19 protein-coding genes are annotated in these 18,388 nt (G+C 71.3%); 11 read left to right on the forward strand and 8 right to left on the reverse strand.

Annotated elements, in window-relative coordinates; genetic code table 11:
* Positions 1 to 165: 165 nt before the first annotated feature.
* Positions 166 to 666 carry a peptide deformylase gene (def, locus tag BJY18_RS12310; RefSeq protein WP_184780099.1) on the forward strand — a complete coding sequence of 167 codons (501 nt, stop codon included), beginning with the start codon at positions 166 to 168 and terminating at the stop codon, positions 664 to 666.
* A gap of 1 nt (position 667) precedes the next feature.
* On the opposite strand, the gene BJY18_RS12315 is transcribed toward def, so the two are convergent.
* Positions 668 to 1,753, reverse strand: coding sequence for a GNAT family N-acetyltransferase (locus BJY18_RS12315; protein ID WP_184780100.1), 1,086 nt, complete (start codon positions 1,751 to 1,753; stop codon positions 668 to 670).
* A gap of 141 nt (positions 1,754 to 1,894) precedes the next feature.
* On the opposite strand from BJY18_RS12315, the gene BJY18_RS12320 reads away from it, so the two are divergent.
* A complete protein-coding gene (locus BJY18_RS12320; protein ID WP_184780101.1) occupies positions 1,895 to 2,893 on the forward strand; it encodes a methyltransferase in 999 nt (332 codons plus the stop codon).
* Positions 2,894 to 3,841: 948 nt separating this feature from the next.
* On the opposite strand, the gene BJY18_RS12325 is transcribed toward BJY18_RS12320, so the two are convergent.
* Positions 3,842 to 4,609: a maleylpyruvate isomerase family mycothiol-dependent enzyme gene (locus tag BJY18_RS12325; RefSeq protein ID WP_184780102.1), complete on the reverse strand. Its 768-nt coding sequence runs from the start codon at positions 4,607 to 4,609 to the stop codon at positions 3,842 to 3,844.
* Positions 4,599 to 5,075: an SAV_6107 family HEPN domain-containing protein gene (locus tag BJY18_RS12330; RefSeq protein WP_184780103.1), complete on the reverse strand. Its 477-nt coding sequence runs from the start codon at positions 5,073 to 5,075 to the stop codon at positions 4,599 to 4,601. The genes BJY18_RS12325 and BJY18_RS12330 overlap by 11 nt, the downstream gene beginning before the upstream one ends.
* A 207-nt stretch (positions 5,076 to 5,282) precedes the next feature.
* On the opposite strand from BJY18_RS12330, the gene BJY18_RS12335 reads away from it, so the two are divergent.
* Positions 5,283 to 5,807 carry a YbaK/EbsC family protein gene (locus tag BJY18_RS12335; RefSeq protein ID WP_184780104.1) on the forward strand — a complete coding sequence of 175 codons (525 nt, stop codon included), beginning with the start codon at positions 5,283 to 5,285 and terminating at the stop codon, positions 5,805 to 5,807.
* The gene (locus BJY18_RS12340; RefSeq protein WP_184780105.1) at positions 5,804 to 6,376 is read left to right on the forward strand and encodes a GNAT family N-acetyltransferase; all 573 of its coding nucleotides are present in this window, start codon (positions 5,804 to 5,806) and stop codon (positions 6,374 to 6,376) included. Before BJY18_RS12335 ends, BJY18_RS12340 begins: the two co-directional genes overlap by 4 nt.
* 1 nt (position 6,377) lies before the next feature.
* On the opposite strand, the gene BJY18_RS12345 is transcribed toward BJY18_RS12340, so the two are convergent.
* On the reverse strand, positions 6,378 to 7,265 hold the full coding sequence (locus BJY18_RS12345; protein ID WP_184780106.1) for a DMT family transporter: 888 nt from the start codon (positions 7,263 to 7,265) through the stop codon (positions 6,378 to 6,380).
* Between the two features lie 342 nt (positions 7,266 to 7,607).
* Positions 7,608 to 8,168 carry a TetR/AcrR family transcriptional regulator gene (locus BJY18_RS12350; protein WP_184780107.1) on the reverse strand — a complete coding sequence of 187 codons (561 nt, stop codon included), beginning with the start codon at positions 8,166 to 8,168 and terminating at the stop codon, positions 7,608 to 7,610.
* Positions 8,169 to 8,218: 50 nt separating this feature from the next.
* Here BJY18_RS12350 and BJY18_RS12355 point away from each other — a divergent pair, with 50 nt between their 5' ends.
* Complete coding sequence (locus BJY18_RS12355) at positions 8,219 to 8,626, forward strand: hypothetical protein (RefSeq protein WP_184780108.1); 408 nt, start codon at positions 8,219 to 8,221, stop codon at positions 8,624 to 8,626.
* A 5-nt stretch (positions 8,627 to 8,631) separates the two neighbouring features.
* Positions 8,632 to 10,071, forward strand: a complete 1,440-nt coding sequence (locus BJY18_RS12360; RefSeq protein ID WP_184780109.1) for an FAD-dependent oxidoreductase — start codon at positions 8,632 to 8,634, stop codon at positions 10,069 to 10,071.
* Between the two features lie 30 nt (positions 10,072 to 10,101).
* Here the strand turns inward: BJY18_RS12360 and BJY18_RS12365 are convergent, their stop codons facing one another.
* A complete protein-coding gene (locus BJY18_RS12365) occupies positions 10,102 to 11,781 on the reverse strand; it encodes a DUF885 domain-containing protein (RefSeq protein WP_184780110.1) in 1,680 nt (559 codons plus the stop codon).
* A 41-nt stretch (positions 11,782 to 11,822) separates the two neighbouring features.
* Positions 11,823 to 12,707: a methylenetetrahydrofolate reductase gene (locus tag BJY18_RS12370; protein WP_184780111.1), complete on the reverse strand. Its 885-nt coding sequence runs from the start codon at positions 12,705 to 12,707 to the stop codon at positions 11,823 to 11,825.
* A gap of 107 nt (positions 12,708 to 12,814) precedes the next feature.
* Between BJY18_RS12370 and merB the strand changes: the two genes are divergently transcribed.
* From merB to BJY18_RS12395, 5 genes are all read left to right on the forward strand, one after another.
* Positions 12,815 to 13,489: an organomercurial lyase gene (merB, locus tag BJY18_RS12375; RefSeq protein WP_184780112.1), complete on the forward strand. Its 675-nt coding sequence runs from the start codon at positions 12,815 to 12,817 to the stop codon at positions 13,487 to 13,489.
* A 70-nt stretch (positions 13,490 to 13,559) separates the two neighbouring features.
* Positions 13,560 to 14,651 (forward strand): polyprenyl synthetase family protein, encoded by a 1,092-nt coding sequence (locus BJY18_RS12380; protein WP_184780113.1) that lies wholly within the window; start codon positions 13,560 to 13,562, stop codon positions 14,649 to 14,651.
* On the forward strand, positions 14,651 to 16,126 hold the full coding sequence (gene crtI, locus BJY18_RS12385; RefSeq protein WP_184780114.1) for a phytoene desaturase family protein: 1,476 nt from the start codon (positions 14,651 to 14,653) through the stop codon (positions 16,124 to 16,126). Before BJY18_RS12380 ends, crtI begins: the two co-directional genes overlap by 1 nt.
* Positions 16,123 to 17,043, forward strand: coding sequence for a phytoene/squalene synthase family protein (locus tag BJY18_RS12390; protein WP_184780115.1), 921 nt, complete (start codon positions 16,123 to 16,125; stop codon positions 17,041 to 17,043). Before crtI ends, BJY18_RS12390 begins: the two co-directional genes overlap by 4 nt.
* Positions 17,044 to 17,052: 9 nt before the next feature.
* The gene (locus BJY18_RS12395; RefSeq protein WP_184780116.1) at positions 17,053 to 17,841 is read left to right on the forward strand and encodes an LLM class F420-dependent oxidoreductase; all 789 of its coding nucleotides are present in this window, start codon (positions 17,053 to 17,055) and stop codon (positions 17,839 to 17,841) included.
* Positions 17,842 to 17,928: 87 nt separating this feature from the next.
* Here the strand turns inward: BJY18_RS12395 and BJY18_RS12400 are convergent, their stop codons facing one another.
* A complete protein-coding gene (locus tag BJY18_RS12400) occupies positions 17,929 to 18,297 on the reverse strand; it encodes an Rv2175c family DNA-binding protein (RefSeq protein WP_184780117.1) in 369 nt (122 codons plus the stop codon).
* Positions 18,298 to 18,388 lie beyond the last annotated feature (91 nt).

The raw sequence follows: 18,388 nt of genomic DNA on the forward strand, positions 1-18,388 counted from the left end.
CGCCTGCCCGAAGACCGCTGTCCGGCTCAGCGCGGTTCCCGGCCATCCGGGTGTGCGCGGGCTCGGCCGAGGTGGGTTCGGCACCTCGGGAAAGCACCCTGCCGGGTGGGGCGGGCGTGGTCACTAGACTCGGTACGGCCCTTCGGTGACATAAGGACGTTCGACATGGCTATGCGCGAGCTGCGCTACTTCGGTGACCCGGTACTGAAGTCCGGCTGCGACCCGGTGACCACCTTCGACAGCAGGATCGAAGCGCTGGTGAAAGACCTGCTCGACAGCGTGCAGCCGGAGGGGCGCGCGGGACTGGCGGCGCCACAGATCGGAGTCGGGCTGCGGGTGTTCAGTTACGACGTCGGCGGGCTGACCGGGTACGTCATCAACCCCGAAATCACCCACCTCTCCGAGGAGACGCACGAGATCGGCGAAGGCTGCCTGTCGGTTCCGGAGCTGTGGTACCCCACAGTGCGGGCGAAGCAAGCGGTCGTCCGGGGCGTCGACCTGCGCAACGAGCCGATCGAGGTCGAGGGCGTCGACGTGCTGGCCCAGTGCCTCCAGCACGAAACCGACCACCTCGACGGAAAGTTGTACCTCGACCGCCTCACCCCGGAACGCAAGAAGCAGGCCCTGCGCGAGGCACGCGGCAAGGACTGGTTCTGGAACCGCTGACTCACCGCGGAACCGGACCGTCAGGAAAGATCAGCCGCACCGTCTCGGCCTCGCCCGGCGCCGGGACGGGGTGCAGGCCGGCGCGGCGGGCGGTGCGGATCAGGGCGTCGTCGCCGGGGAGGCGGGTCGCGATGAGTTCCGTGATGCGCCTCGCAGCGGCCAGGACCGCCAGTCTCGACAGCAGCGCGGCCCCGATTCCTTCGCGCTGCCACGAATCCTCCACCAGGAGCGAAATCTCCGCGGTCCCGTCCGGCTGAGGTATCAGCTGGCCGAGGCCGATGACGTCCCGGCCGCAGACCGCGAGCACGCTCACTCCGCGCGGCGGTAAAAGCAGCTTGTGCAACCATCTTCGCGGCACCGTGCGCACCCCGGTGTGGTAGCGGTTGAACAACGTCGTCCTCGAACAACGCTGGTGCAGCGCGGCCACCGCTTCGGTGTCCCGCGGGGTTCCGTGGCGCAGGACCACGGCAGCTCCGTCGGCGCGGTCGAGCACGACCGCACCCGCCACGTTGTTCCGCGCCGCCGCGAGCAGGTCGATCAGGGCGGTGACGCGGGTCAGTTCGAGCTCGACGAATGGTGCCCACTGGCGGCGGGCCACCAGTGCGTTTCCCGCCTCGATCGGGAACACTGCCCGGTGCCCACCTTCGGTACGGCCGGGATTGGCCTCCGCCGCCGGGACTCGGGTGACGAGGTCCGCCGTCAGCACCTGCCGTACCACGTCCATGAGTCGTTCCGGTGCGTCGACCGCTTGGTGTGCCGCGTAAAGTGCGGCGGTCGGCGGATCCCGCAACTCGTGTACACCGGCCTCGACGACTCCCGAGCAGACGCACCCCTCGTCCCGGATCGCCTCGGCGAGGACGTCTTTCGGCAGACCAATAGCCGGGCGCAGCACGATGTCGTCGAGTACCCCGCCGGGGACCGGGAACACGGTGAGCCCGAGGACGTTGCACCCCAGATCGGCCAGCCGGATGGCGATGCGCGCGAGCGTGCCGGGCCGGTCGTCCATCCGCACCCGGAGCTGCCACGCGGACGCCGTCTCCCCTTCAGCCGGAAGAACGCGCGCGGACCGCACTCGGAATGTTTCCATGACCATACCATTCCGTGCGCAGGTAACCGGCCAGGTCTTCTGGTGTTTCGTATTTGTCAGCAGTTTTGCGAGGCGTGTGACGCGAGCGAAACATCCGGCAGGTCGCGTTTTCCGGTTGACGGGCATGCCACTGTGTTTTCCATGGGCGAACGGGATTCTGCCGTGCTCCGGGACCTCGCCGGGCTGGCCACTCCGATGGCATTGCGGGTGGCAGTCACCCTGGGGCTGCCGGACCGGTTGCGTGACAACGCAATGAGTAGCGCACAGGTCGCGGAGGAGCTCGGTGTTTCGCCGGTCGCGCTCGAGTTGCTGCTGGGACATCTGGTCACGCTCGGCGTTCTCGCGCAGGGGACCGAGGGCTACCGGACGACCGGATACGGCAGTGCCCTGTGCGCCGACGCAGGCAACGGTCTGGCGAATCTGCTGGATCTCAACACGGCCGGCGGGCGCGCGGAGCTGGCTTTCGCCGAGCTGCTGCACAGCGTCACCACCGGCGAGGCCGGGTATGCCCGCCGGTACGGGCAGGATTTCTGGGCTGATCTCGCGGAGCAGCCGGCTCTGCGGGAGTCGTTCGATCGGCAGATGACGCACCGATTCCGGGACCAGGTTCCGCAGATCGTCGCGGGGTACGACTGGGGACGTTTCGCCACCGTCGTCGACGTCGGCGGGGGACGCGGCACGTTGCTCGCCGCGATTCTCGCCGCATGTCCCGGAGTGCGGGGGCACCTGGTCGATTTGGAGCCGACCGCGGCGGCCGCCGCCGGCACTTTCCGTGCCTGCGAGCTGGGCGACCGGGCACGCGTGACCGCGGCGAGTTTCTTCGACCCGCTCCCGGCCGGAGCGGACGCCTACCTGCTGTCGGACATCCTGCACGACTGGGACGACGAGCACGCGCACCGGATCCTGGACCGCTGCGTCGAAGCCGCCCACCCCGCCGGCCGCATCCTGATCGTCGAACCAATCGGCGGACGACGTGGGGAAACCGCAATGGACCTGGCAATGCTCACGATTTTCGGCAGCCGCGAACGACGGGTCGACGAATTCCGCAGCCTCGCCTCCGCCCACCACCTGGTCCTCGACACCCTGACCGACCTGAGCGACCAACGCTGCCTGCTGGAATTCCGCCTCGGCACCAGCTGACCGCACGGGACGCGGGTGCACGGGCAGGGGTGCGGGTGCGGGTGCGTTCGGCTGCACAGGTTGGACGGGTGCACGGGCTGGACGGGTGTGGAACCAGGCCACCGACTGACGAAACCGGCATCACAACCGGCCGAACCGACACAGCCGACCCGGGCGGCGGATCGCCAAGGTGAGCCGGGGCTGTGGGCGCCGAATCGCCAACAACCTGGAGTGGCGGGCCTGTCAACGGCGAGACAAACCCGAGCGGCGAGCCTGCAAAGCGACGAGACAAACCGCCAGCGACAGACACACCAACGAATCACCGAAACAGACCCGGGCCACAAGCAAAACCACCGACCAGCGCGACAAATCCGAGCTGCAAGCCGCCGAACCAGCGCGACAAACCCGAGCAACAAGCCGCCGAGCTGGCGAAGCAGACCCGAGCAGCAAGTCCACGAACCACCGACGCAGACCCGGGCAGCTGGCCCGCGAACCGGCGGAGGACACCCGAGTGGCGGGCCGTCAGATCGGCAGCACGTCTGGACGGACTCGGTCCGCGGACCGACACATCATCCAGGCCGGACCGGGTGGCGTGCCGGCGAGCCGGCGAGGCAAAACCGAGCAGCAGGTCACCGAACCACCGAGACAAACCCCACCAACAGGCCGCCGAACCACCACGACAGACACCACCAACAGGCCGCCGAACCACCGAGACGAGCCTCGGCAGCCACATCGCCAACACGAACCCCAACAGCCAAGTCATCACGGAGCCTCGGCAGCCACATCGCCAACACGAACCCCAACAGCCAAGTCATCACGGAGCCTCGGCAGCCACATCGCCAACACGAACCCCGGCAGCCAAGCGGCGAGACGGCGAAGCAACAAACCACCGAGCCACCGAGCCACCGACTCAGCGGAGCGGGCCTGGGCCAGCGGGCTGGAACCGGGGAAGCTTCCCCGCTTTCCGGTTCAGCGGGTGGCCAGGCGGAGCAGCGCCCAGATCTGTGCGGACAGTTCGTGATCTCCTTCGGTGTGGGTCGCGGTGACCGGGGTTCTGCCCCACAGCCACAGGTACATCGTGGCCGGGGAGCCGGTGACCACGGCTTCCGCGGTGTCGGCCTCGGGCGCCGCGCAGCGCCAGGCCTCCGTTTCGCCGGGGCCGGCTCTGGCTGTCCAGCTGTGGTCGCCGGCGTGGAAACCCACTGTGCCGTAACGGGTTCCGGAGAGGCCCATCGTGGTGAGGCGGTGTCCGAAGTAGAGGGTGAGGGCCTCGTCGACGCCGTCGGTGGACAGGTCGGCGGGGATCTGCGGACCATCGGCGCCTGCGGCGTGTTCGGCGTCCACCCGGTGCACCAGGGTCTCGTGCAGGGCCCGGCGGCGCCAGAAGCCGTGGGTCGGGTCGGCGGGCCACCAGGTGGCGGCACGGGTGGCGGGATCGTGCGCGGCCAGTTCGGCGGCCAGCTCCTCGTGGCTCGACTCGTAGAACCCGGCCACGGACTGGCCCGGACGCGGTGCCCGCTGCCACTGCTCGGGACGGCGGCCCCGGCGCAGCCAGCTCAGCACGTACCGGTGCGTGCCGGCCACGTGCCGGAGCAGATCGTCCAGCGTCCAGCCGGGGGTGGTCGGCACCGGCGCGTCGGGGGACGCCGCGTGGGCCACTTCCCCCAGCAGCCGGGCCTCGATCCGGAACGCCTCGAGCAACCGGCCGTGATCGACCGTGCCGAGCTCACGCGACATGGGCTTCGCCGGACATCGGCAGCCCGTGCACGACCCGGCGGACGAGCTCGAGGAACTGGCCGGTGGCCCGCAGCAGGCCGGCGGCCGATTCGGCGGTGACGCGGCCGGTGATACCGGCCTCGGCGGCGGCCCGGGTCTCGGAGTTGGCGGCGAAGAAAGCCGACCACTCCCGCAGCTCGGGCGCCACCGCGTCGAGCAGCACCCAGCCACTGGCCGGACGGCCCCGGCCGCGGCGTGGGCGGCCGCGCACTGCCAGCACCGCCGCGGCCCCGCGCAACGCCGCCAGGTAGGCGCCGATGAACCGCTCGGCCGGATCACGCTCGTTCGCCGCGTGGTCCAGACCGCGTTTGGCCTGGGTGAGCAGGGCGGCGGCCGCCGGGGGTGCCGGCGGGCGCAGCGACAGCGGGAGCTGCGACTGCCCGCGGTCGGGGGAACGATCCGCGGGGGACACGACCGAAACGGACATGACGACCCTCCTCCTGCTCAGGCGGGGACCGGTCCGGCCTCGAGGCGCTTCCCCCACCCCGGGGCCGGTCCGGTGTATCCCACCGATTGTCGAACGTTTGTTCGAACGGTTCCAGAGTAGCCGTGGGAGCGGGTCTGCTCAACCCTGGCCGGGAAATCCGGGGGCGTGGCGCGGGACACGACCATCCTGACGTGGTCTCATAACCGCATGAGCTCCCACGACCATCCCGCTGTCGCCAAGGTCACCGCCGCGCTGGCCGAGGCGGGGCAGCACGCCTCCGCCGACCGCGTACGGATGCTGCCCGCCGAGGTCCGCACCGCCGCGCAGGCCGCGGAGGCGCTCGGGGTTCCGGTCGGCGCCATCGCCAACAGCCTGGTGTTCCGCGCCCGCGCCGCGGACGGCACGGAGGCCGCGCTGCTCGCCCTCACCTCGGGCGCGCACCGGGCACGGGAGTCCCGGCTGGCCGCGCTCGCCGGCTTCGCCGAAGTGGGCAAGGCCGACGCCGCCTTCGTCCGGCAGCACACCGGGCAGGTGATCGGTGGCGTCGCCCCGGTCGGGCACCCCACCCGGCTGGTCACCCTCGTGGACACCGCGCTGCGCGAGCACCCCGAGGTGTGGGCCGCGGCAGGGCATCCGAAGTCGATCTTCCCGACGACGTTCGACCGGCTCGTCGAGCTCACCGGGGGCAGCGCGGGCGCGCTCGCCGGAGAAGGGGAGGATGGACGACCGTGACCGCCATGTCCTCCGGATGCTCCCGGTACGTGCAGCTGTCCCCGGACGAGTTCCGCGCGCGGCTGCCGGAAGCACTCGCCATCTACGTGAACGCCATGCACTATCCCGAGGGCACGGCCGAGCAGCGCGCGCCGATGTGGCTCACGCACGCACTGCGCGAAGGCTGGCGCTGCATGGCCGCCCTCGACGCCGACGGAGTCCTGCTCGGCCTCGCCTACGGCTACCACGGCCGGGCGGGGCAGTGGTGGCACGAGCAGGTCCGCCAGGGCCTCACCCGCCGGTTCGGCCACGAGACAGCCGAACGGTGGCTCTCGGACTACTTCGAGCTCACCGAGATCCACGTGGACCCGCAGAAGCAGGGCAAGCAGATCGGCGAGGACCTGCTGCGCCGGCTGCTCGAGGGCATCGACAAGGAGAACGTGCTGCTCTCCACTCCCGAGGGCACCAACCGGGCGTGGAACCTGTACCGCCGCACCGGGTTCGTCGACGTGCTGCGCGACTATCACTTCACCGGCGACCCGCGCCCGTTCGCCATCCTCGGCCGGCCGTTACCACTGGACCCGCGTTAGCTCACCGCGGTTCGGGCCGCCAGTAGCCCACTGCCAGCGCGGCGACCAGCAGCACCGCGCCTGCCCACGCGTGCGCGCTCAGCCGTTCGTGCAAAAACGCGACCGACAGGATCGTCGCGGTGAGTGGTTCCAGCAGTGCCGACAGCGCGCCGAGTACCGGATGCGCGCCGGCAAGGCCGCGGAAGTACGCGGCGTACGCGGCAGCAGTCGGCACGACACCGAAGTACGCGGCCACGAGTAATACACCTGCCTGCGCGGGCAGCGCCATGCCCACGTACGCGGCGACAGGGGTGAGCAGTACTCCGCCGACGAGACAGCCGTACGCCGTGGTGGCCATCGAGTCCAACCCGGGCACCGGCTTCGCGGTGATGAGGGTGAATACGGAGAAGCCTGCTCCGGCGAGAACCGCGAAGGCGATACCGGCCAGCTGCGGGGCTTCCGGTGACCAGCGAAGCAGCACTAACCCACCGAGGGAACCGGTGAGCGACACCAGCGTGTAAAGCCGAGGGGCGCGACGGCTGCGTACCGCCGAGACGACGGCGAGGACGACTGGTGAGCTGCCGATGGTCGTCATGGTCGCGATGCTGACGGAACTGAGCGAGACAGCGACGAAGTAGCTGGTCTGGAAGAAGGCGAACAAGCCGCCGACGGCGAGCAAGCGGCGTAGCGCTGCCCGGCTCGGGACACGCAGGCGACCGGTGGCGGCGACGTAGGCGAGGCCGGCGACGCCGCCCAGCAGCAGCCGGTACGTGGCGACGGCGAGCGGGTGCAGCCCGGCGAGCTGGCCGAGCAGCGAACCGGAGAGACCACCGGTCCCCCACAGCACCCCGGCGAGGACGAGCGCGGCCGACGAACGGGCGCGCGAGGGCAGGACGACAGAACTGGACATCGGGAGAAACGCTCCTGCGTCGAAGGAATCCGGACTTCATCGACGCGGGGCGGCCTTCCCCTGGCGACGCCGCTTCGCGGCATCACCGACCGGCCGCGGGCCTCCGGCTCACGCGGCGAGGACCACCCCGCTCAGGCGCGTGGCGGCGGGGTGACGAACAGGATCCGATGCACGGGCGGGAGTTTAACCACGGGCGGAGTGCGGGCCAACGAGTTTATCCGGCGGGCGCGACGGCCTGGCGGGTTCGTTCAAGACGGGAAGGGCAGGCGCGACGGTCAGGTAGACCGTTTGAGAAGAGACGGGCGGGCGCGGCGGAGCGCCGGAAAGCCGGGAAGCCGCGGGTTAGGCGGGGACGTCGCCGGTCAGGTAGTGGGCCAGGACGGGGCGCAGCCACCTGATCAGCGTGACATCGTCCATTGTGGACAAAGGTGGGCTGCCCAGTACGTAGCGGGCCACGGCGATGCCCAGCAGGTGCGCGCCGACGAGGGCGGCTCGTTCGGCCGGGCGGTCGCGGGCGACGGTGGCCAGTGCCGGGGTCACCTGGTCGCTCAGGACCTGCAGCAGCGCTTCGCTCGCGGCAGGGTTCGAGGTGGCCGCGCGCAGCAGGGACAGGAACGGGCCGTCCGGGCCCCAGAGTTCGATGAACACCGGCAGCAGCACGTCGGCGACGCGTGCGGGATCCGTTCCGGACAGGTCCGGCAGGCGCACGTCCAGGCGGGAGGCCGCGGCGAACAGGCCGTCCTTGCTGCCGAAGTAGCGCATCACCAGCGCCGGGTCGACGCCGGCCCGTGCGGCGACCGAGCGGATCGTCGTGCGCTCGAAACCGTGCTCCCCGAACCGCACCCGGGCCGCCGCCAGGATCGAGGCCCGGCTGGCCTCGGCGTCACGGGCTCTCGGGCTCATACCGCACAGCCTAATCAACAACCGTTGACTTCGCTCGGAGAGGAAGCGCCATGCCTGTGCGCGCCGTCCAGATCGGTCTCGATCCGGACGTCATCGACTACCGTTCGCCGGACTTCGCCCGCTTTCCCGGCCTCACCCGGGAGAAGCTGCGGGAAGCCAACGACCGCAACGTCGCGGAGCTGCGAGCGGCGGGATACCGGATCGACAACTGCCTGATCGGTTTCGGCGAAGCAGGGGCGGCGGCCGCCAGGGAACAGCTTGAAGCCGGTCACTACGACGCGGTGCTGATCGGCGCCGGCGTGCGGCTCGTCGCAGGCAATTCCCTGCTGTTCGAATCGATCGTCAACGACGCGCACCGTACGCAGCCGGGCTGCCGGTTCGTCTTCAACCGCGCGGCCGAGGCGACGCCGGAGGACATCCGGCGCTGGTACCCCACTCCCGAAGCCACCGCCCGGTGAACGCCGTGCGACACACCGACGTGCTCGTCGTCGGGGGCGGGCCGACCGGGATGACCGTGGCTGGCGACCTCGCCCGCGCGGGACGCTCGGTCACGGTTCTCGAACGCCGGCCGGGCATCAATCCGTCGAGCCGGGCTTTCGCGACGATGGCCCGCACCCTTGAGCTACTGGACTCCCGTGAGCTGGCCGAGGGCCTGCTCGCGGACGCGAACCGGGCGCAGGAAGTCAGCCTCTTCGGGGGCGCACGGCTGGACTTGCGACACCTGCGTTCGCGCTACCGGTACGCGATGATCACGCCACAGACCACAGTGGACACTGCGCTCGGCGGCTACGCCAAGACACAGGGAGCCGACATCCGGCGCGGGATCGAGGTCGTCGGGGTCTGCCACGACGAGGATGGCGTCATTGTGACCGCCCAGCCGAAGAACGAACCCGGGCAGCGCACCACTTGGCACGCAAGCTATCTGGTCGCCGCCGACGGCGCGCACAGCACGGTCCGCCGCCTGCTGGCAATCGGTTTCCCTGGCAGGACAGTGCTTTCCTCGGTCGTGCTCGCCGATGTCAAGCTGCGCAACGGTCCCGGTGGCGGGCTCACCCTCGGCAGCACGGCCGGGGAGTTCGGGTTCCTCGCGCCCTACGGCCGCCACGAGACGGACGGTTCGTGGCACCGGGCGATGGTGTGGGACCGCGGCCACCAGGTTTCCGACCGCGCCCCGGTCGGGGACTCCGAGGTGGCCGACGTGCTGCGCCGGGCGATGGGCACCGACTTCGGGGTGCTGGAAATCGGTTCCCTGTCACGGTTCCACTGCGACGAACGGCAGGTCGAGCGGTACCGGCACGGCCGGGTGTTCCTCGCGGGCGACGCGGCGCACGTGCATTCGCCGATGGGCGGGCAGGGCATGAACACCGGCATCCAGGACGCGGCGAACCTCGCCTGGAAGCTCGCCGCGGTACTCGGCGGCGCCCCGGATTGCGTACTCGACACCTATCACGACGAACGGCATCCGATCGGACGACGGGTACTGCGCCAATCCGGGCTCATGGCACGAGGCATCACGCTGTCTCCGCGAATCGCGCGCGGGGCACGCGACCTCGTGGCGCCGTGGCTCTTCCGTCTCCCGGCGGTACGCGACGCGGTCGCCGGCAGCTTCGCCGGGACCGGGCTGCGCTACCCACGGCGCTCCGGTCACCACCGGCTCGCCGGCACCCGCGGCACCGAAATCCCACTGACCGCGCAACGCCTGACGGTCGTGCAGCGGACGCCGGGTTTCGTGCTCGTACGGGAACGGGGCGCGGACCGGCCGGACGAGCCGCGGCTGCTGCACGCCGAGCGCGCCGACCGGGGACCGGCCGTCCTCGTCCGGCCCGACGGCTACCTCGCCTGGGCCGGGTCCTCGGTCGACGGGACCTGGCGCGACGCGCTGCGGGAGTGGACCGGTGGGTGACCCGGCCACACGACCGGGTCACCCACGGGTTCAGTCCAGCTGCGCCAGCTGTTCCCGCAGGGTGTCCAGGCCCATGCCGCCCATGCGGAGGGCCTTGGTGTGGAACTGCCTCAGGTCGAAGGCCTCGCCCTGACGCCGGCGGGCGTCTTCGCGGGCCGCGATCCACAGGCGTTCGCCCAGTTTGTACGCCGGCGCCTGGCCCGGCCAGCCCAGGTAGCGGTCGATCTCGTCGCGGACGTGGGCCTCGTCGGTGATCGTCCGGGTCAGCAGGAACTCCAGGCCCAGCTCGGGGGTCCAGCGCTCCCCTTCGTGGAAGCCGGTGCCGGCGGGGATCGTCAGTTCCAGGTGCATTCCCAGGTCGACGACCACGCGGGCGGCGCGGAACAGCTGGTCCGACAGCATGCCCAGCAGGTTGCCGTCGTCGGAGAGATACCCCAGTTCCCGCATCAGGCGTTCGGCGTAGAGGGCCCAGCCCTCGCCGTGCGCGGAGACGAACGCCATCAGGCGCTGGTACTTCGTCAGCGTCGCGGCCTGGTTCACCGCGGTCGCGATCTGCAGGTGGTGACCGGGAACGCCCTCGTGGTAGACGACTGTGAGCTCGCGCCAGGTGACGAAATCCTCGCGGTCGGCGGGCACCGACCACCACATCCGGCCGGGGCGGCGGAAATCCTCGCTCGGTCCGGTGTAGTACGCGCCGACGCCACCGCCGGGCGGGGCGATCCGGCACTCCAGTGCCATCAGCCGGTCCGGAATGTCGAAATGCTTGCCGCGTAACGACTTCAGCGCGTCATCTGAGAGTTCCTGCATCCACGCCTCGAACTGCGGGCGGCCGTGCACGTGGTAGCGCGGATCGGCGTCCAGCACCTGGGCGGCTTCGGCCACCGAGGCACCCGGGCGGATCCGGCCGGCCACCTCGCGCATGTCCGCCTCGATCCGGGCGAACTCCTGCCAGCCCCATTCGTAGGCTTCCCGCAGATCCAGTTCGGCGCCGATGAAGTACCGCGACCACAGCCGGTAGACGTCCTCGCCCACCGCGTCCTTCGCCGGGGCCTTCGGGGCCAGCTCGGCCCGCAGGAAGCCGGCGAACTCGGCGAACGACTCCTCGGCCGCACGGGCACCGGCGTCGAGTTCACCGCGGAGGGAATCGACCTTCGCGCCGGACACCAGCTCGCGGAAGAAGCCGGGCCCGTCCTTGAGCCCGGCCCAGGTGTCGCACTGCTCGGCGACCTTGCCGACCTGCCGCAGCGCGGACACCCGCCCGGCGCCGGCCGCGGCGAGCAGCGACGCCCGCACCCCGGCGAGGGCCTCCGGGACCGCGCGCATGCGGGCGGCGATGTTCGCCCAGTCCTGCGCGGTCTCGTTCGGCATCAGGTCGAACACCATGCGCAGGTCCTGCACCGGGCTTTCGATGACGTTGAGGGCCGCCACGTCGAGACCCGCGTCGTGGATCTCCAGCTCGAGGCCGGTCCGCTCGGTGAAGACCGCCTTCGCGACCCGCTCGCCGGAGCCGGCGGGCTCCGCGGCGGTGACCGCGGCCAGCGCGCGCCTGCCCAGCTCCGCCCGCTCGGCGTGCCCCTCGGGCGAGTAGTCGGTGAGCCGGTCGTCGTACCCCGCGACGCCGAGCATGGTCGCCGCGACCGGGTCCACGGCCGCGTAATCGTCGACGTACCGGTCGCAGATACCCGGCACGCTCTGTTCGCTGGAAGCCATGGCGGGCACGCTACCGCCCCGCCCGCGCCGTCAGCACCCGATTACGCGCGGGGCGGCGCCAGGCCCAGCCGGGTCACCACCTCACGCGTGGCCTTGGACCGGTTGAACGTGTAGAAGTGCAGGTCGGGCACGCCTTCGGCAATGAGCTTCTCGCACAGCTCGGTGACCGCGTCCAGGCCGGCCGCGCGGAACGCCTTGGGGTCGTCCTCGAACGGTTCGAGCCGGTCGAGCAGCCGCTGCGACGCCGGTGCGCCGGACAGCTTGATCGTGGTGCGCAGCGTGCGCGGCGTGGTCAGCGGCATGATGCCGGGCAGCACGAGCGCGTCGCAGCCGGCCGCGGCCACCCGGTCGCGCAGCCGCAGGAAGTCCTCGGCCTCGAAGAACAGCTGCGCGATGGCGAAGTCCGCGCCCGCGCGGAACTTCCGGACCAGGTACTTGGTGTCGGTCTCCAGATCGGCCGAGCGCGGGTGGCCGTAGGGGAACGCGGACACGCCCACGCAGAAGTCGCCGAGCGAGCGGACCAGCTCCACCAGCTCCTCGGCGTAGGTGAGGCCTTCCGGATGCGGGACCCAGTCGCCGTAGACGTCACCGGGCGGGTCGCCGCGCAGCGCGAGGATGTTGCGGACGCCGACCGCGGCGTACCAGCCGATCACGTTCCGCAGCTCGGCCACCGAATGGTCGACCGCCGTCAGGTGGGCCATCGGGCACAGCGTGGTTTCGGTCGCGACCCGGGCGATGCTGCGGATGGTGCCGTCGCGGCTGGAGCCGCCCGCGCCGTAGGTGATCGACATGTATCCGGGGTCCAGTGGTTCGAGCTCCCGGATGGCCCGCCACAGCACGGCCTCGTCCGCCTCGTCCCGGGGCGGGAAGAACTCGACCGAGAACGCGGGCGCGTCCCCCTGCAGCCGCTCGATCACCGACGTCATGGGAAGAAATGGTAGTGGCTCGCGGCGAGCCCGGGCAGCCGCGCCACGTGGCCTTGACCACGGCTCGAGCGTAGCGTCGGGGCGGATCCTCGACGAAGGAGCCGCCGGTGAGCAGCGACGACGATCTGGACTGGGACGAGGACGTGCGGCTGGCCGTGTACCGGTCGTTCGCCACCCGTGGCCGCCCTCCCGGCGCGCCGGAGCTGGCGGACGCCGCGAACGGCTCCCTCGCGGTGGCGAAGCAGGCACTGCACCGGATGGCCGATCCGGGCTGGCTGTGGCTGGACGACCGGGAGCACGTGGCGCTGGCCGCGCCGTTCGCGGCGATTCCGCTGGGGTTCTCGGTGATGGGTGAGCGCACGCTGTGGTGGGGTGGCTGTGCCTGGGACTCGTTCGCGATTCCGCATGTCGTGGCAGACGAGCCCGAGGTGCTGGTGGCGACCCGCTGTCCCGGCTGCGGCGAGCCGTCCGCGCTGGTCGTGCGCCGCGACCGGCCGCCGGAGGCCACGCTCGTCGCCTACTTCCCCGGCTCCCCCGCGGGCCCGGCAGACCGGCGCGCCCGACAGCGGCTGTACTGCGGTGAGTCCTGTGTGGACAGTCCAGGTGAGGTGCTGGACCTGCCCACGCTGTGGTTTCTGGCGAAGGACTGGTACACCGGTTGCCTCGAGCCCGGCTACCGGCCGCGTGGACCGGCGCAGGCAGCGGAGTACTTCGCGGCGGCGGGTTTCACCGGCGCGTCGAGCAGCCGAGGGGTGCCGAAGAGGCGGAAAGCGGAGGGCTGAGCACGTTTCGTTCACCACATCCGGGGCACCCGCCGCGTGTGCGGGCAGCGGTGTCGGTGAGGATGGCGGTATGGACGGGCCCGGATTCGACGCCGATCTCCCGGCGCAGGTGGAGCGTGCGCTGGCCGACTTCCTCGGCCACTCGCGGGAGGAGATCGTGCGTACCGAACCGGGTGTGGCCGCCGGGATCGACACGCTGTCCGGCTTCGTGCTGGGTGGTGGCAAGCGGATCCGGCCGACCTTCGCCTGGTGGGGCTGGCGCGGCGCGGGCGGGGCGGCCGGCGGGCCTGCCGCCGAGGGTGCGCTGCAGGTGGTGTCGAGCCTGGAGCTGATCCAGGCGTGCGCGCTGATCCACGACGACCTCATCGACTCCTCGGACTCGCGCCGCGGCCGTCCGACGGTGCACGTCGCCTCCGCGAAGTTGCACGCCGACCGGGGCTGGCTCGGCTCGCCGGCCACGTTCGGGCTCGCCAGCGCCGTGCTGGTGGGTGACCTCGCCCTGGCCTGGGCCGACGACATGTTCGCCGGCGCTCCGTTGCCCGCGGCCACGCTCGCCGCGGCGCGGCCGGCCTGGCGTGCGATGCGCACCGAGGTGCTCGCCGGGCAGTACCTCGACGTGCGCACGCAGGCGGTGGGCGACGCCTCGCCGGAGGCAGCGCTGCGGATCGACCGGCTGAAGACCGCGGCCTACACGGTGCAGCGCCCGCTGCACCTGGGCGCCGCGCTCGCCGGCGCCGGCGACGAGCTGATCGGGACCCTCCTGGAGTTCGGCGGCGACGTCGGGGTGGCCTTCCAGCTGCGCGACGACCTGCTCGGCGTGTTCGGAGACCCGTCGGTGACCGGCAAGCCCGCGGGCGACGACCTGCGGGAGGGCAAGCGCACCCTGCTCGTGGCGCTGGGCCTGCAGCTGGCGGCCGAGCGGGGTGACGACGCCGCGGCGCGGGTGATCGCGGACGCGATCGGGGCGACCGATCTGGCCGGTGCCGCGGTGGACCGGGTCCGCGAGGCGCTCACCTCGGTCGGTGCGGTGGCCGCGGTGGAACGGCGGATCGACGAGCTGACCACGTCCGCGGTGGCCGCGCTCGAACGCGCGCACCTGGCCGAACCCGCGCCGTCGGCGCTGGCCGAACTGATCCGGCTGGCCACCCAGCGGACCTCGTGATGCGGACCGTCGGTGCGCACACCGACCACGTGGTGGTCGTCGGAGCCGGGCTGGCCGGACTGTCGGCCGCGCTGCACCTGCTCGGCGCCGGCCGCCGGGTCACCCTGCTGGAGCAGCACAAGACGCCGGGTGGCCGCGCAGGACAGCAGGACTTCGGCGCGAACGCGGTGGACACCGGGGCCAGCGTGCTCACCATGCCGGAGCTGGTGGACGAGGCACTGCACGCGGTGGGTGCCTCGCTGGCGGACACGGTGCCGCTCACCCGGCTCGATCCGGCCTACCGGGCGCGGTTCGCCGACGGCAGCACGCTCGCGGTGCACACCGGTGGCGAAGCGATGGAGGCCGAGATCCGCGCGTTCGCCGGTCCGGACGAAGCACTCGGATACCGGAAGCTGCGGCAGTGGCTCACCGAGTTGTACGCGGCGCAGAAGGACCACTTCATCGGCGCCAACTTCGATTCGCCGTTCGATCTCGTCCGGCCGGAGCTGGTGAAGCTGGCCGCGCTGGGTGGCTTCGGCCGTCTCGGTCCGCGCATCGCCCATTTCCTGCGCGACGAGCGCGTACAGCGGCTCTTTTCGTTTCAAGCGCTGTACGCGGGTCTCGAGCCGATGCGCGCCTTGGGCGCTTACGGCGTGATCTCGTACATGGACACTGTCGGCGGCGTCTACTACCCGCGCGGCGGGATGGGAGCGATTGCGCGCGCCATGGCCGACGCCGTAGCGCGCGCCGGGGGCGAGCTGCGCTTCGGTACCGAAGCAGCGTGGCTGGAGCGCGTCTCTTCTCGCGTACGCGCCGTACGCACGCGCGCGGGCGAGCGCATCGCCTGTGACGCGGTGGTGCTCGCGACGGAGCTCTCGGCCGCGTACCGCTTGATCGGCGCACGCCCGCGCCGCGTGCTGCCACTGCGATACTCGCCGTCAGCCTTTCTGCTGCACGGGCACGCGCGCCGGTCTTGGCCGGAGCTGGACCACCACACGATCTTCTTCGGCCGGGCCTGGCACCGGACCTTCACCGAGATCATCCGCGACGGCACGCTGATGAGCGACCCGTCGCTGCTGGTCACCCGCCCGACCGCGACCGAACCGGCGCTCGCCGGGGACGGCGGTGAGATCGTTTCCGTGCTCGCCCCGGCCCCGAACCTGCGTACCGGCCGCATCGACTGGGAACGCGTGGCCCCCGCCTACCGCGAGGAACTTCTGCGCACGCTGGAATCCCGCGGCCTCACCGGGTTTCGCGGGGAATTCGTGGTGGACGAGCAGATCACCCCCGCGGACTGGGCGGCGCGCGGGCTCACCGCGGGCACCCCGTTTTCGCTCGCGCACACGTTTCCCCAGACCGGCCCGTTCCGTCCCGCCAATCTCGTGCGGGCGGCGGGCAACGTGGTCCTCGCCGGATGCGGGACCACGCCCGGCGTCGGCATCCCGCCGGTGCTGATCTCCGGACGCCTCGCCTCGGAAAGGATCACCGGCCGGTGACCGAACTGGACGCCGCCGGCATCGTCGAGCCCGGGCTGCGGGCCGCCTACACCGCATGCCGGCGCATCAACGCCCGCCACGGCCGCACGTTCTTCCTCGCCACCCGGCTGCTGCCGGGCAGGGCCCGCCCGGCCGCGCACGCGCTCTACGGCTTCGCGCGGATGGCCGACGAACTGGTCGACAATCCCGAACCCGGTGTCGATCCGGCAGCCGCGCTGGACAAGGTCGCCGGATTCGTCGACGAGGTGTACGCCGGGGGTGAACCGGCCGACCCGGTGCTGCGTGCGCTGGCTGACACCGTGCACCGCTACGGCATCCGGCGTGCGCTGGTGGAGGCGTTCCTGCACTCGATGCGGATGGACCTGACCGTCACCGAGTACGCCACGTACGCCGATCTCGCCGAGTACGTCTACGGTTCCGCGTCCGTGATCGGACTCCAGATGCTGCCGGTGTTCGGCACCGTCGGTCCGCTCTCCGCGGCCGAACCGGGCGCGGCCGCGCTGGGCGAAGCGTTCCAGCTCACCAATTTCCTCCGGGACATCGGTGAAGACCTCGACCGCGGGCGGCTGTACCTGCCTGCCGAGGAACTGGGTGCCTTCGGCGTGAACCGGGACGTCCTGCTGGCCGCGCGCCACGCCGGACGGCCGGATCCACGCGTGCGGGCCGCGCTCGCCGTCGCGGTGTCACGCACCCGCGCCGTCTACCGCCGGGCCGAGGCCGGGATTCCCTTGCTGCGGCGGGAGTCCCGGGCCTGCGTGCGGACCGCGATCACCCTGTACGAGGGCATCCTGGACGAGATCGAGGCACTGGACTACGACGTGCTCTGCCGCCGTGCGGTGGTCGGCCGCGGCAGGCGGCTCGCGGTCGCCCTCCCCCGGCTGCTGGCTGTACAGGCGAACGGGTTTCGCCGGCACTAGGCTGCGATCATGACCACTCCTACGAACCGGAAGCTGCGGGTCGGGGTCCAGCTGCACCCGCAGCACGCCGACTACGCGAGCATCCGCCGCGCGGCCGCGGAGGCCGAAGACCTCGGGGTCGACATCGTCTTCAACTGGGACCACTTCTACCCGCTCTACGGCGAGCCCGAGGGCAAGCACTTCGAATGCTGGACCATGCTCGGCGCCTGGGCGGAGGCGACGTCGCGGGTCGAGATCGGCGCGCTGGTGACCTGCAACAGCTACCGCAACCCGGAGCTGCTCGCGGACATGGCCCGCACGGTGGACCACATCTCCGGCGGGCGGCTCGTCCTCGGCATCGGCTCCGGCTGGTTCGAGAAGGACTACACCGAGTACGGCTACGACTTCGGCACCGCGGGCGGACGCCTGAACGACCTCGCGAGCTCGCTGCCGCGGATCGAATCGCGGCTGGCCAAGCTCAATCCCGCACCGACGCGCAAGATCCCGGTGCTGATCGGTGGCGGCGGCGAGAAGAAGACGCTCAAGCTGGTCGCGAAGCACGCGGACATCTGGCACGGCTTCGGCGATCCCGAGGTCGTACAGCGCAAGGTCGAGGTGCTCGACGCGCACTGCGCCGATCTGGGCCGCGACCCCGCCGAGATCGAGCGTTCCTGCGGGGTGGAAGGCGAGCCCGCGGAACTGGGACCGAAGCTCGCCGAACTGGGCGTGTCCCTGTTCACCGTCGGCGTCGGCGGTCCGGACTACGACCTGAGCGACCTGCGCAAGTGGGTGGCCTGGCGCGACCAGCAGAACGGCTGAGTACCGCGGGGGTCCTCCGCACGCTGCGGGGGACTCCTGCCCTTTCGAACCGGCGCGCTACCGCACGCTCGGTGACCGGCAAAGCGGTCAGAAGGCCATGGCCTGCGCGCGCCGTTTGACCTCGGTGCCGTGGCTGGTGCGCAGGGCGTTGATCGGGGTGGTGCCCGGCAGCGTGTCGTCGGCGGTGAAGAGCCAGCGCAGCATCTCGGTCCGGGTGAACCCGGAGTCGCCGAGCACGGTGATCGTGCCGGCCAGGCCCTTGACCACGCCGTCGGCGACGAAGAAGTCGCTCGGTACGCACAGTTCGCCGTCCCGCTTCACCGCGATCAGGTGGCCGTCACGCAGCAGCTGGCGCACCTTGTTCGCGGAGATCCCGAGTGCGGCGGCCACCTCCGGCAACGGCAGGACCGCGACCGCGGTGTCGAGGACGTCGTCGGCGACAGGAATCCCACTCACACGTGACACTGTGCCACATTCGCCCGGATTCCCCACTGGTACGCACGGGTGACCCGCCCGGTCCGGTGAGCCTTCCGTACGATTGCCCACC

Source organism: Amycolatopsis jiangsuensis, from assembly GCF_014204865.1.
GTDB classification, from domain to species: Bacteria; Actinomycetota; Actinomycetes; order Mycobacteriales; family Pseudonocardiaceae; genus Amycolatopsis; species Amycolatopsis jiangsuensis.

Bases quoted from the DNA above. Each gene is read 5' to 3' on its own strand.
- def (WP_184780099.1), top strand. From the start codon at position 166: ATGGCTATGCGCGAGCTGCGCTACTTCGGTGACCCGGTACTGAAGTCC.
- BJY18_RS12315 (WP_184780100.1), bottom strand. From the start codon at position 1,753: ATGGAAACATTCCGAGTGCGGTCCGCGCGCGTTCTTCCGGCTGAAGGG.
- BJY18_RS12320 (WP_184780101.1), top strand. From the start codon at position 1,895: ATGGGCGAACGGGATTCTGCCGTGCTCCGGGACCTCGCCGGGCTGGCC.
- BJY18_RS12325 (WP_184780102.1), bottom strand. From the start codon at position 4,609: ATGTCGCGTGAGCTCGGCACGGTCGATCACGGCCGGTTGCTCGAGGCG.
- BJY18_RS12330 (WP_184780103.1), bottom strand. From the start codon at position 5,075: ATGTCCGTTTCGGTCGTGTCCCCCGCGGATCGTTCCCCCGACCGCGGG.
- BJY18_RS12335 (WP_184780104.1), top strand. From the start codon at position 5,283: ATGAGCTCCCACGACCATCCCGCTGTCGCCAAGGTCACCGCCGCGCTG.
- BJY18_RS12345 (WP_184780106.1), bottom strand. From the start codon at position 7,265: ATGTCCAGTTCTGTCGTCCTGCCCTCGCGCGCCCGTTCGTCGGCCGCG.
- BJY18_RS12350 (WP_184780107.1), bottom strand. From the start codon at position 8,168: ATGAGCCCGAGAGCCCGTGACGCCGAGGCCAGCCGGGCCTCGATCCTG.
- BJY18_RS12355 (WP_184780108.1), top strand. From the start codon at position 8,219: ATGCCTGTGCGCGCCGTCCAGATCGGTCTCGATCCGGACGTCATCGAC.
- BJY18_RS12365 (WP_184780110.1), bottom strand. From the start codon at position 11,781: ATGGCTTCCAGCGAACAGAGCGTGCCGGGTATCTGCGACCGGTACGTC.
- BJY18_RS12370 (WP_184780111.1), bottom strand. From the start codon at position 12,707: ATGACGTCGGTGATCGAGCGGCTGCAGGGGGACGCGCCCGCGTTCTCG.
- BJY18_RS12380 (WP_184780113.1), top strand. From the start codon at position 13,560: ATGGACGGGCCCGGATTCGACGCCGATCTCCCGGCGCAGGTGGAGCGT.
- crtI (WP_184780114.1), top strand. From the start codon at position 14,651: ATGCGGACCGTCGGTGCGCACACCGACCACGTGGTGGTCGTCGGAGCC.
- BJY18_RS12395 (WP_184780116.1), top strand. From the start codon at position 17,053: ATGACCACTCCTACGAACCGGAAGCTGCGGGTCGGGGTCCAGCTGCAC.